Source organism: Pseudoalteromonas sp. PAST1 (genome assembly GCF_021532515.1).
GTDB classification, from domain to species: Bacteria; Pseudomonadota; Gammaproteobacteria; order Enterobacterales; family Alteromonadaceae; genus Pseudoalteromonas; species Pseudoalteromonas simplex.
Genome location: NZ_JAKGBH010000042.1, coordinates 1 through 12,940, shown reverse-complemented (window position 1 = coordinate 12,940; position 12,940 = coordinate 1). Strand labels below are relative to the sequence as shown.

13 protein-coding genes are annotated in these 12,940 nt (G+C 39.0%); 6 read left to right on the top strand and 7 right to left on the bottom strand.

The window, feature by feature from the left end; all coding sequences use genetic code 11:
* The first annotated feature begins 26 nt into the window (after positions 1–26).
* Both L1272_RS17470 and L1272_RS17465 read left to right on the top strand, forming a co-directional pair.
* On the top strand, positions 27–428 hold the full coding sequence (locus L1272_RS17470; RefSeq protein WP_235373956.1) for a hypothetical protein: 402 nt from the start codon (positions 27–29) through the stop codon (positions 426–428).
* A 3-nt stretch (positions 429–431) separates the two neighbouring features.
* A complete protein-coding gene (locus tag L1272_RS17465; RefSeq protein ID WP_054551220.1) occupies positions 432–749 on the top strand; it encodes a helix-turn-helix transcriptional regulator in 318 nt (105 codons plus the stop codon).
* Positions 750–908: 159 nt separating this feature from the next.
* Here the strand turns inward: L1272_RS17465 and L1272_RS17460 are convergent, their stop codons facing one another.
* The 3 genes from L1272_RS17460 to L1272_RS17450 are packed head-to-tail and all read right to left on the bottom strand — an operon-like array spanning position 909 to position 2,885.
* Positions 909–1,349, bottom strand: coding sequence for a PaaI family thioesterase (locus L1272_RS17460; protein WP_054551219.1), 441 nt, complete (start codon positions 1,347–1,349; stop codon positions 909–911).
* 28 nt (positions 1,350–1,377) lie between these two features.
* The gene (locus L1272_RS17455; protein ID WP_054551218.1) at positions 1,378–1,977 is read right to left on the bottom strand and encodes an NAD(P)H-dependent oxidoreductase; all 600 of its coding nucleotides are present in this window, start codon (positions 1,975–1,977) and stop codon (positions 1,378–1,380) included.
* A gap of 8 nt (positions 1,978–1,985) precedes the next feature.
* Positions 1,986–2,885, bottom strand: coding sequence for a haloalkane dehalogenase (locus tag L1272_RS17450; protein WP_199530135.1), 900 nt, complete (start codon positions 2,883–2,885; stop codon positions 1,986–1,988).
* A gap of 149 nt (positions 2,886–3,034) precedes the next feature.
* Between L1272_RS17450 and L1272_RS17445 the strand changes: the two genes are divergently transcribed.
* The gene (locus L1272_RS17445) at positions 3,035–3,613 is read left to right on the top strand and encodes a TetR/AcrR family transcriptional regulator (RefSeq protein ID WP_138616334.1); all 579 of its coding nucleotides are present in this window, start codon (positions 3,035–3,037) and stop codon (positions 3,611–3,613) included.
* A 130-nt stretch (positions 3,614–3,743) separates the two neighbouring features.
* On the top strand, positions 3,744–4,685 hold the full coding sequence (locus tag L1272_RS17440; RefSeq protein WP_166340633.1) for a sensor domain-containing diguanylate cyclase: 942 nt from the start codon (positions 3,744–3,746) through the stop codon (positions 4,683–4,685).
* A 35-nt stretch (positions 4,686–4,720) separates the two neighbouring features.
* On the opposite strand, the gene L1272_RS17435 is transcribed toward L1272_RS17440, so the two are convergent.
* The gene (locus L1272_RS17435) at positions 4,721–7,606 is read right to left on the bottom strand and encodes a M16 family metallopeptidase (protein ID WP_199530136.1); all 2,886 of its coding nucleotides are present in this window, start codon (positions 7,604–7,606) and stop codon (positions 4,721–4,723) included.
* A gap of 248 nt (positions 7,607–7,854) precedes the next feature.
* On the opposite strand from L1272_RS17435, the gene L1272_RS17430 reads away from it, so the two are divergent.
* Positions 7,855–8,811, top strand: a complete 957-nt coding sequence (locus L1272_RS17430; protein ID WP_054551213.1) for a methylenetetrahydrofolate reductase — start codon at positions 7,855–7,857, stop codon at positions 8,809–8,811.
* Here L1272_RS17430 and L1272_RS17425 read toward each other — a convergent pair.
* The 3 genes from L1272_RS17425 to L1272_RS17415 form a co-directional block, all read right to left on the bottom strand.
* Positions 8,808–9,776 carry a sensor domain-containing diguanylate cyclase gene (locus L1272_RS17425; protein ID WP_138599617.1) on the bottom strand — a complete coding sequence of 323 codons (969 nt, stop codon included), beginning with the start codon at positions 9,774–9,776 and terminating at the stop codon, positions 8,808–8,810. The genes L1272_RS17430 and L1272_RS17425 overlap by 4 nt on opposite strands.
* A 41-nt stretch (positions 9,777–9,817) precedes the next feature.
* Positions 9,818–11,059 carry a DEAD/DEAH box helicase gene (locus L1272_RS17420; protein WP_187490227.1) on the bottom strand — a complete coding sequence of 414 codons (1,242 nt, stop codon included), beginning with the start codon at positions 11,057–11,059 and terminating at the stop codon, positions 9,818–9,820.
* A 95-nt stretch (positions 11,060–11,154) separates the two neighbouring features.
* Positions 11,155–11,856, bottom strand: coding sequence for a DUF3581 domain-containing protein (locus L1272_RS17415; protein ID WP_138599615.1), 702 nt, complete (start codon positions 11,854–11,856; stop codon positions 11,155–11,157).
* Positions 11,857–12,378: 522 nt separating this feature from the next.
* Here L1272_RS17415 and L1272_RS17410 point away from each other — a divergent pair.
* Positions 12,379–12,774, top strand: a complete 396-nt coding sequence (locus tag L1272_RS17410; protein ID WP_054551209.1) for a DUF3019 domain-containing protein — start codon at positions 12,379–12,381, stop codon at positions 12,772–12,774.
* The last annotated feature ends 166 nt before the right edge of the window (positions 12,775–12,940 follow it).

Here is a 12,940-nt window from a genome sequence, read left to right as displayed (position 1 = left end):
ATCATCAACTTAACAAGGAAACGATGATGAAAAACGACGTACTAAACTCACATAAACTAGGTTATAAATTTTACTTTCAAGATGGTGACAACCAAATCGCATGCTTTGGTCATATCATGAGCGGTAAAGAAAAAGTATATGTAAACGACGAATTGGTTAGTGAAAAGCGCAGCTTTGGCTTTAAAAGCCATCACGACTTTAACTACCAAGGTAATGCTTATGCAGTCGATTTTGCGATGCAAAATATACTTACCGGCAAGCTTGAATGTTCGTTTTACAAAACTGGCAAATTAGTTAAACAGAGCACACAAACCTCACTTACTGATAATCCAAAACAAGTGGCTTTGGTTACCCTGGGCTGTTTTCTTGGTGGCGCAATATCAGGTTATGCAGTTGTTACTTTTATTGAACCATTTCTTGGGAAGTAAGTAATGCAACTGAACCCCAATACAATAAAAGCACTTAGACTTAAATTCGATTGGACGCAGCAGCAATTGGCCGATGCCTGTGATGTAAGCCTACGTACCATTCAACGAGTTGAAAAAGAAGGTGCGGCATCAAAAGAAACCACCATGAGCCTATGCGCAGTATTTGAAGTGCGCCAAGGTGAGCTTATTAAGCTCGATGACGAAGCACCAGAACAAAGCACAACACATGCAGTGAGTAAGCAAAATCTCGCTGCAATCGTAGCAGCTTCTTCGTTTGTCAGTTTTGCCCTTGGTATGGCAACAGTATTAGTTATTTTTTAGGAGTGAAAGATGACCAAAGAACAACGCGGCCACACTACACTTATCGGCTTTGTAATAACAACCATACTCTTTGCGCTAGCTGTTAAAGTTAGCTCACTACTTTAGTTGATAATAGGTCAATATAGAGCCCAGCTACATCACGGCTGGGCTGTATTTATGTTACTGCTTTAATTGATAGCGATTAAAGGTTGCAGTAGCTAACGCAACAGGTATATCAGGCGCATCTGATTTATAAACATTAGCAATAACCGTACATAAGGTTCTTCCCTTATGGATCACTTCTGACTCGGCAATAATTTTATCTCCTGGAGAAAGTGGTTTAAAAAACTTTACGTTAAGCTCAACAGTACTGCACATTTGGCCTTTATCCATAATCGTTACCATCGCACAGCCTAAGCTTGAATCGAGAAACCCAGAGACAACACCACCATGAACAGCCCCTGTTGGTGAGACATGATCACGTCTAATTAATAATGATGTAATAACTTTATTTTCTTCCTTTTTGACTGAATCAATTTCAAAACCTAGCCAATCGCCATAGCTATCACTTTGCTGGAAAGAAATACCGATATGTTCAGATAAAAAATCTAGCGTTTTCAACTAACCACTCCCCTACTTCTTTAAGATTTTAAAGGCCTAGTTGCGCATATACATCTATTAGTTCTTCATGTATTTTTGCGTTTGCGTATTCAAGCCCATCGGCGCGCCGAGGGTCATCAATGACCTCTACCCATTTTTGCCCATACTTAACAACCTCGTCTTCACCACAAGCATCTGCATTAAACATGTACAATGGCTGAGAATAATTCATTTTGGCTAAGTTGGCTGTAAGCTGAAATGGTTTTAAAACCTCAGGTACAGTAGCGAACATATGAAAGCCATTGTAATTTTTTGCTTGTCCTCCAGCAGAGCAAATTATTTGTAAGTCTTTGCCTTTAAGCTTGTCTCCTTTGCTTCCGTATGCAAATTGATATTGTAAAACATCATCAAGCCACTTCTTAAGAAGAGGAGTCATTGACCACCAATAGATAGGAAATTGAATCACGATTCTGTCATGAGACAACAACAACGCTTGTTCTTTTTCGATATCGATTTTAAAGTCAGGATATTCCAAATACATATCTCTACTTGTTGCTACTTTACCTGACTGCTCTAATTGCTTCTTCCAAGTATTATTGACTCGTGATGCGTTGAGATCGGGGTGAAATACTAAGTGTAAGATTTTCATAAAGATCCTTACTTTATTAATTTAAAATGTTTAAGTGCTGCAACAGCAACGGTGTCTCCAAATTCCTGCACAAAATGCCCTGCATTATTTATTTCTAGAGGTTCAGGGCAATTTTTGATTACGCTTTGCATAAAATTCATAACTGTAGGTCCTAACATTTTGTCTTTCATACCTATTGCCATGAATGATTCGCCTTGCCACTCACTTTTCCAAAATTGAAATGCTCGAGTTGAAATTTTTACGCACTGAGGATCTGGCGCAGCAACAATTTTAGGGAACTTTTTGACGCCAGCTTGATAACTTGCATCTGGATATGGAGATGCATATGCACTCGCTTCATCGCTGTCAATTGTTGGCGCATACTTTTTGAAAAAACTAGCGAGATTTAATTCATTTGGCAGAACGATATCGTCATGCCATTTTAAGAATTCAGGACTGCTCACAGGCTCAACCAGCAACCCTGTATTCATGATGATTAATCTTTTAAAACGCTCTGGCATATCTTGAGGCAATGTAAGACCCAAAAGCCCTCCCCAATCTTGGCAAACCAAAGTAATATTATTTAAATCTAACCTCTTAATAAGTTCGATTAAGTAGTTACGATGAAACTCAAACGTATAAACATTCTCATCAATTGGTTTATCTGACTTACCAAAGCCAAAAAGATCTGGGGCTATCACCCTGCCTCCGACATTAACAAATTCAGGGATCATTTTTCTGTAAAGGTAACTCCAAGCAGGCTCACCATGCAGACATAAAAAAACTTCTTCAGAGTCAGGATTACCTTCATCAAGGTAGTGAGCCCTCAAGCCTTCATATCCCTTCAAATCACTAAAGTAATTAGCTTCAAAAGGATAATCTTTAATATTATCAAAGCTACTTTGTGGTGTGCGTTTACTATTTATCATGCCTATTCCTCAACAATAAAAAACATTAGGTCAAGTGACCTATTTAAAATTTAGGTCAGATGACCTATAATGTCAACATTGAATTTAACTGTTGAGTACTCGTAAAATGATAAGGTTTGATTACTAAGCAGAAATACTTTGAGATTTTAATGAAGAAAAATGCCAAAACAGATTTAATAATAGATACGGCTTTGCATATTCTTAGACACGAAGGTGATTATGGCGTGACAATGAGAAAAGTTGCCAACGAAGCTGGTATGACTTTGAGCAATGTTCAATATTATTTCAAAAATAAAGATGAGCTTTTAAAGGCGATGGCAGATCGCTATTTCAAATCATGTCTTGACGATATGAGACAAATGGATCCAATAAGCAACCTAGAGAACCCAAGCAATGAGCTCCATTCGCTGCTAGAGAGCTTTCTAAGTCATGGTTTGAAATTAACCCAAATGTGCAGGATATTTAGGGAGTATTGGGCTATATCGACACGAAATGAAGTTATCAATCAACATATAAAATTTTACTACGAAGAAATGGCATTGATCTTAGCTGATAAATTGCGACCTATTTCTCACTCAGACTCAAACGTTTCTAGAGCTGTATCTATATTTATCCCATTTGTAGAAGGTTACTCAATCACCGCACAAGCTATGCCCGAACGCATTGATTCAATCTCAAAAATAATGACTGAAGTTATACTTAACTTACTCACTGATGAGCATGAATAAATTAAACTACACATATATCTTCGTAAGTTATCATCTGTAAAATTTATTCAATCACACTCTTTTTTACTTTTAACCATGCAATCTAATAATTTATTGCTACTCTTTAGAAAAGTGTAAAGCAGGAATTGGTGTGCTTGAGTCAAAGGAATTTTTAAGGTTAATACTCGATACTCTCCCTGAGCATATTGTTGTCATCAACGCCGAAGGCGATATCAAATTTGTAAATCGCAGCTGGCAAACATTTGGCGAACAAAATAACTGTGCGTGCAATGAGCAATGGCAACAACAAAATTACCTCGCAATTTGTAGGTCAGCGGCTTGCCAAAACGATGAGTTTGGAGCAAAAGCGTTTAATGGAATAAAACAAGTAATTAACCATCAGTGCGAAGAGTTCTATCTTGAATATCCATGCCATAGCGACATGGAAAAGCGCTGGTTTTTAATGCGAGCAGCTTCTCTTTTTTATGATAATCAGCGTTTTATCGTTATAAGTCACTTAAATATCACCGAAAGAAAGCTTGCTGAACAACAAGTCCAACAACTTGCTAGAATTGATGGCCTAACACAAATAGCTAATAGACGATTTTTTGATAGTTTTATTTTACAAGAATGGAGTCGTTGCTCGAGATTAAATTTACCTGTTTCGTTAGCTATGATTGACCTTGATAATTTTAAAACGCTAAATGATAAATTTGGTCACTTAGTTGGTGATAGCTGTCTAAAAGAAGTTGCAAAACTACTGCCTGAATTTACTCGCAGGCCCGGTGACTTGTGCGCCAGATACGGTGGTGAAGAGTTTGTACTGGTGCTTGGCAATACACAAAGTAAGCAAGCACAAAGTCTAGTAACACGCTTAATAGATATGATCAGTAAATTACAATTAGCTGAACTTACAGGTCATCCATTAACGGTTAGTATTGGTTTAGCTACTATTTACCCTAGTAGCGATAGTGATGCCATGTTACTCATTGAAATGGCTGATTGCGCGCTTTATCAAGCAAAAGAAGCTGGCCGAAATCAACTTGTGGTTGCTGATAACATCGAGCCATTAAACCTAGAAAAATGCCCCTAATTAGGGGCATTGATTAGAGCTTGTTTATCCAGTTATTACTGAAATACTTTTTCGACATCAAGTACTTTAATATTTTTTGCTGGTATTGCGAGCTTATAGTCTGCAATTACTTTATCTTCAGCAACAAGTTCTGCTGGTTTTTCAGCGTTATACACCATTGGTGATGTTTGCTCTGAAGCTAAGCGTTTTTGCATGTCTTTGCCATCACCAGTAATAAACACATAGTGGATATTCTCTGTTTGCAGGTTATCGCGAATAACACGGTTAACATCATCAAGGGTTAGCTTTTCAAGCTTGCCACGCACATAGTCAACAAAGCTCTCTGTGCTATAGAACTCACTATCAAGGGCATAGCCTAATTGGCGGTCTTGGCTTGCAACCATTTGTGGCACAAAGTTAATTAAGAAGTTACGAGTCGCTTCAAAATCTTCTTTGCTGATGCCATTTTTAATTAGCTTATCAAGTTCAAATAATGCCGTACGTGTTGCAAAGTGCGCATCGTTATTAGAACGAAGCGGACGTAACCATACTTGGAAAATTTGCTCTGAACGGCCTAAATTAGCATCTGGTTTAGTTTGGAACATACCACGCGGGAAGTACTCAATGTATGCATAGTCACCATAGTTCATACCACGGGTTTGACGAATACGCTGATACAAGAAGCTGTTTGAGCTGCGGTGTTCGCCAAAGTAAGAACGCACTAACCAAAGCGCAGTCCAGTCATCACTGCTACGAATTGTATCGATTGGGAAACCAAATGACACAGCGGTAGATTGCGCTGACTTTTCAACAATCGTTGCATGATGACCTTTAAGTTCTGGCGCATCAGGGATCGTTAAGCGGCTTTCTTTACCTTGTGGAAGCGATGTTAAATCTTTCAGCATTGTCGATTTAACATCACTCGGAACAGCACCAATTAGACCTACTGTTAACTTAGATTGGGTAAACTGATTAGCATAAAACGCTTTTACATCGTCAAGTGTTAGTGCTTCAAGGTCTGATAAATCACCATAGTTATAGCTTTCATACGGGTGGCCTTTATAAAGTTGATGATAAAGCACTTCTTTACCTAGCTCTTCGTCATTAGATGCTTTAAGGCCTGCTTTAATGCTATCAATAAGCTCTTTTTTCAGGCGTTTAAAATCATCTTCTCTAAAGCCTGGGTTTAACATCTGGTCGCTAACAAGTGCATACCACTGCGCAGCATTATCTTTATGTACACGACCACGTAAAGAAATCATCTCTTTATCGATTTGATAGCCAAAGCTTCCCGCTAGTGGATATAGCGCTTTTTGAATATCTTTGTAGCTCATCGTTTCTGAGCCACCTTGCGCTAGCATTGCAGCTGTTAATGCCGCTAAGCCTTTTTTGCCTTGGGGATCAGCCGCTGCACCGGTATTGAATAACCAGTTCACATCAACCAATGGTGAGCTATTTGTTTTATCAAGTACTTTAAAGTGACGCTCTGTTGGGGCTTGCTCAATACTGGCAACCAAGGCATTTAAATCAACTTCTTGCTCAAAACCAGCCACTTTATCAAGCGCCGACATTGTCACCGTGGTACGGCTCGGATCAACAAAGTACTTGTTTGCTACCGCTTTGATATCTTCTGGCGTGATGCTATCAGCCGTGGCATAAAGTTGGTTAATCACTTCAGGGTCACGCTCAAAGTGCATGTAGCTTGCAAGTGTTGAAGCGATTGACTGCGATGAATCAAGACCATTTATAAAGCTATATTTTAGGTTTGATTTTAAATCAGCTAACTTTTGTGCATCAACAAGCTCAGTACGCGCTTGTGCATAGGTACGGTTAATCGCATCACGGGCTTTAGCAAGGTCCGCTTCGTTCTCTACTTTTACAAAAACATGTAATAAACCTGGATCTTTAGTATCTGGGTTATAGGTAAACATTTGGCTGGCAATTTGTTTATCAACAACAAGTTCTTGATAAAGTGCCGAATTATTAGAGAAATACAGCTGTGAGATCAAATCAAGAGCGGCACGGTCCTTTTGAGTAGGATCCCATGCCGTGCCTTTGTATGACACAAGCAACCAGTGGCCTGGTAAACCATCATTTTTCTCATGTACATATTTTGCTGTTTTTTGCTTTGGCTCAACAGGAATGTCTGCTTGGTAATCGCCTTTTTTCCAGTTACCCCAATGCTTTTTCACCATCGCCATGGTTTCTTGTGGATCAACATCACCAACAATGACTAAAGATACATATTCTGGTTTATAAAATTTAGCGAAAAACTCTTTACCGTACGCCATTTGATCAGGCATTGCTTCAATGTCTTCGAAAAAGCCCATTGTAGTGTGCTTATACGTATGCTTTTCGAATGCTTCGTTACGAACTGCAGAAAGTAACTTACGAATTGGGCTAGCATTATTCTTTAAATACTCACCTTTTACAGTCAGCGCTTCGGTGCGGAACTGCTCTTCGCTGTATGTCAGGTTTTGGAAAATATCAGCTTCGATTTCAAGTACTTTATCTAAGTGCTCTTTTGAGAAGTTTAAGTGATAGTTCGTGTAATCGTTGGTCGTATACGCGCGATTATCAACACCCGAGTTCTTTAAAATATCTGAATACACATCTTGCGGGAATTTTTCAGAGCCTTTAAACATCATATGCTCAAAGAAGTGGGCAAAACCGGTTTTACCTGCTTCAACTTCATTACGTGAACCAACCGATACCGGAATTTGCAGTGACACAACATCTGGGTAATCCGTTTTAACGACCATCACGCGAAGGCCATTCTCAAGCTCTTCTAATAGGTAATCTTGGCTAAATACACGGTTATCATCTTGGCTTACTCGCTGCTCAATTTCGACTTCTTTAACCATAGTTGACTGTGAGTTACTTGCGCAGCCACTCAGCGCCAGTGTTACAGCAACACTGGTTGCTAATAATCTAAATTTCATAATGTTCCCTTGTTAGTTATTTTTCTCATAATCATTGCTGCTTGATTATGCATCAAAGCGCCAGAAAATATGAGGGTCAGCGCAATAATTTATGTAAACAGGTGTGTCAATTTAACTAAACGCTCAGCTTTAAACTTGAGCAAAATTCATAGTCATTGAAAAACTTTCATGAAAAAAAATCTATCTAGACGTCTAAATGGCTGCTATATTATTTGTCATAGACATTAGCACGAGCTGGAATGAGGATTATGGCTTTATCATTACAAGAGAAAATTGAAGACACCAATCAAGGCGTCTACCTAATTGGTACCACACCACCAAAGTCAGGTACTGATAAAGCACAGCTTGAGACCATTGCTCAGAAGCTACTTGGTCGTTTACACGAAATTGAATACGACGGTGTAATCATCTACGACATTCAAGATGAGAGTAGCCGTATTGCAAAGCCACGCCCTTTTCCATTTAAAGAAACGGTGGATCCACGTGAATACAGTCAGCTACTACGTAGCTTGTCGCAACTTGATGTGATCACATATAAGAGCGTAGCCCAGCGTGGTGAAGCAGAATTTACCGAGTGGTTAAACGAAACACGTAACGACTTCGAATTAAAAAACTTAGTGTTAGTGGGTAGTCCATCATCTCATGGCGATATCAAACTAAGCCTTCCTGATGCATATAAAACGCTTGCAAAGCAAAGCAGTGATGTGTTTTTAGGTGGCGTTACCATTGCCGAACGTCACGCTAGCAAACGCAATGAACATGAGCGCTTAGTTGAAAAAACAGCACAAGGTTGTAAGTTTTTCATCTCGCAAGCGGTTTACAATGCGCAAGCTACGATTGATTTGATCACTAGCTATGCACGTAGCTGTAAAGCACAAGGCACAACACCAAAACGCATTATTCTAACGTTTACCCCTTGTGGTGGTGAAAAAACCTTAGAATTTATGGAGTGGTTAGGTATTTCGGTACCAGAAGCAACTAAGTACCGCATGTTAGATTCTGCAAATACATTGAGTGAATCAGTGCGTATTTGCCGTGAGAATCTCGATTTAATTTTACAAAGCTGTGCGCATTTAGATGTGCCGCTAGGTTTAAATATTGAGAGCTTAACTAACCGTAAAGAAGAAATTGATGCGTCAATTAACCTTTACCGTTTACTTAAAGCAACCATGGAATTAAACCTAGCTGAAAAGCAAATAGCTTAGCGGGCAAGTTTAGAGGCTTGCTTTTTCTCATACATATCTTCATCAGCCCGCTTTAATAGCTCAGCAAATGTTTCTTTAGGTTGAGCTACAATACCTGAGCCTATACTCAAATTAAGTTCAGGTATTGCCATATGTTTAAGGTTTTCTTTAAACGCTTCATTAAGTTTGTAGCTAATCGCTTCGATACAGTCGTTACTTTTCACTTGCAGAACCGCAATAAATTCATCTCCTCCTAAGCGGCCAATAATATCAGCCTCTCGTAGATATTGCTTCAATGTATCAGCCAGACATATCAGTGCTTTATCTCCTACTTCGTGACCATGCTTATCATTGAGTGGTTTAAAGTTATCTATATCGATAAACAAACAACAGATATTAAAGCCCAACCGGGCGGCAAGATTTAATTTATGTTGGCAAAGTAAATTGAGTGCGCGGCGATTATAAATATTTGTGAGGGGGTCTAGCATCGCAATTTCACGCATTTGGGTGAAATTATCAAGTAGAGCTAAATCATCTTCCACCATATCCCTAAGCTGTTCGATGAGTTCTAAAAGACTATGCTGATAATCAGTTTTCTTAAAATCCATTACACAAAAAGTACCAAACGGTTCCCCGCTCGGCCAAGTTATAGGCACACCTAAATAGGATTCAACGCCATCGACAGTAAGTGGACAATCATCCCATTGATTATCTAGACTAACTTGTGGAATGTATAAAGGAGCCATATCTTTTAATACCTTTTTGCAAAAGATATTGTCGTCAATGGCTAACTCGATTCCAGCATGGTAAGGGTTTTCTCGTTGTTCGCTAGAAACAATTATGCGGTATGCTTCATCTGTCTTATGAACAATAAAGCCTGCAGGCGCTGAGAATAACTCGGTCATTAAATCGACTGTTTTTTGCCATTTTTGCAAAGAAAACTGGTTGTCAGGCTGACAAAATGACCATTTATTAACTTCTAACATACTACACACTTATTTTAGTCAGTGGATAGTATAAATATACGTCACTTTTTACGGTGTCTCATACTTTTTTGACCCAAAATACGCTTTTTATCTCGCGAGCGACGAGCTTTATTAGTGTTTTTTCTTATATTTTTAGGCTCTTTCGTTAAATCTGGCTCATACCCCGGTAACCACTGAGGAGTAAGTCTGGTGCCCAGCAAAATGTCTATTTCATCTAATAACCATTGTTCATCAATGCTAACTAGCGATAACGCTAACCCTTTTTCGCCAGCACGACCTGTACGACCTATTCGATGCACATAATCTTCAGCCACATAAGGTAGCTCATAGTTAATGACATATTTTAAAGAGGCAATATCAAGGCCGCGAGCGGCCACATCAGTCGCGACTAATACCCTAGTTACACCAGATTTAAAGTTTTGTAATGCTTTATCTCGCGCCCCTTGGCTTTTATCACCATGAATTGATTCGGTTTTTAAGCCATCTTTAGACATTTCTTTAGCAAGCACATCAGCAGTTTGTTTAGTTCGGGTAAATATCAGTACTTGCTGCCAATTTTTCATGCCAATCATGTGTGACACCAGCTCACGTTTACGGTCTTCATCAACCGCATAAACTAGCTGCTCAACTTCAACCGCTGCCGAGTTGCGTTTATTCACTTCAACTAGTTTAGGATCATCTAGTAACTGCTTACTAAGCTTAAAGATACTGTCATCAAATGTGGCTGAAAAAAGTAAGGTTTGGCGTTCTTTTGGCACATGACGCAAGATACGTTTTATCTCGTCAATAAACCCCATATCAAGCATGCGATCAGCTTCATCAAATACCAAAGCATTAATACTAGAAAGTTTAATACTGCCTTTGATCAGATGATCAAGTAAACGCCCCGGAGTTGCAACAACAACCTGCGCCCCTTTTATGGCTTTAATTTGTGGTCCAATACTAGCGCCGCCATAAGCCAGTGCCGCTTTTATTTCAGTATGCGCAGCATAACGCTCTACACTTGCAAAAACTTGCTGTGCGAGCTCTCGGGTTGGCGTTAAAATTAGGACTTTAACAGCATCAGGGAGTACTTCAGCAGATAACAAATTGTGCAGTAGTGGTAAAACAAAGGCAGCAGTTTTACCCGTACCAGTTTGTGCGCTGCCCATTACATCTGCACCCGCTAAAATAAGTGGGATGGTTTGCGCTTGAATTGCTGTGGGTGTGTGATAATTCTCTTCTTGCAAGGCTGTTAGCAATGCAGGTGCAAGATTTAACTCTGAAAAGGTCGCTACTGACATAGTCTGAAGTATATTTAGCTATAAAAACGCTATTGTACGCGGAACATCAGCAACAAAAAAGGCGCAATAAGCGCCCTTTGTCGTAATTGTAAAGATTACGCCGGTTTAAGTGACTCTTTCCGGTGATTATAAAAACTAATTAGGTCATCAACCGTTGTTTGGCAATAATCACGAATGCCAGATACAAGCATGTGCTTTTCACCCGCCCCTACTTTTTCGCCATTTTCTAACAGGTTGAAGCGAAGCGTAATTTTTCCGCGTTTGCCAGTAAACTCAAAATCAGGCTCAGCAAACTCTAATTCAGGTGCACTGATATCAAGGCGGTCAAGGTTAATCAACATTGATTCGTAAATCACCATTGGGCGGGCTGGGTTGATCATCACATCTTGCTTGCCCATTAATGGAATGATGACATGTGGGAAGGTAGTACCAGAAAACTCAACATAGTTTTTTATTAAGCTATTTGTTAACTCAGGACATTGGCTAACAGCCCCTTCACGCTTTACTTTTAGCATCACTTTTTCGCCATCGGTGATAGCAAACTCATCAGCACCTTCAGGAAAAGTCAGCTTTGAATTTTCATCAACCATACCGGCAAAAGTGAACTCCATTTTTTCACTAATACCATAGCGGTTTAAAACCAGCGAAAAAAGTAAATCGCCCGGCACACAAAACTTTTTAGCATCTTTATCGTGTAACGGATTGAAATCATCCGCCACTAACTTAGCAAAGCGACAGCCTTGCTCGCGTGAGATAGAAACGTAATCAGCATGCTGCTGATAATAAGGACTTAACATATTTGTTCACTGCTTAAACTACTTATAACCTATCTATACTATCAGAAAAAAAGCACACAGAGGTCGAATCTGTTGAGTATCATTTTCTATATTAACTTTGTGAAAGACTAATTACTTTCAGAGCGCGCACCAAATTGTATCAATTTGTACGAAACAATTAACAAATAAGCGTGAATAGTAAAAACTAATAGCGCATTTATATAGTGAAAAATTATTACATAAAAACAAATATAAATTCACTTTATCTTTTAAAACAACAAGCTAATAAAGATCTGAACGAGGCACTACAAAAAACTCTGAAACACAAGCTTTAATGTAAGGCAATTTGTAGCTAATGAAATAAATGAGGTATGATAAGCGCGCTTTTTTATCATGAAATAACTCATATAGACTGCATAAATAATAATGATAATAAGCGGTAAATAAATGAATACTCACTATGATTTTGAATGGTTTCATCTGTTTTTAATGGTAAATATTGCTTTGAAATTTAGACGACCAATCGCTCAGGGACTTGGTTAAATGATAAACCGATTAAGCTGGGCGGCTCTGCTTTTTTGTTTTTGCTGCTACTCTCAAGCTGAAGATAAAGCTGAACAGGTCTTTTTTAAAGTTTCACCAACAGTCTGTGTGACAGAAGCAAAACAAAAAGCCTGCGAGTTTAATGTGCAAGTTCATTTTCGAGTTGCTCCTTATGAAGAACTTTGTTTAGAAGTAACCCAACGCCCTCATTACACTCAGTGCTACACGCAAACAGGATTAATAGCCAAACAGTTTTTAATCAAAACAGAATACCCTCTTACCGTTAAGTTAATTAACCCTTTGAGCAGCAACGTTGTTAAACAGCAGCGTCTCTCAATAGTTAGCTATGAAGCCAAAGATTACCGTATAAAGCGGCGCTTTGGCTGGAGTTTATGATGCAGCATATTTTTTTAATTGAAGATGATGTGAAACTAGCCCCGAATTCAGATAATAAGTGCACCACTCATGGTTAAACGGTGAGAAGAGATCAACTGCCTGTTGGTGGTACTCTGTAATCGCCAAAAAACAAGAGTAGATACCATGAGTTACAAGCAGTTGATCG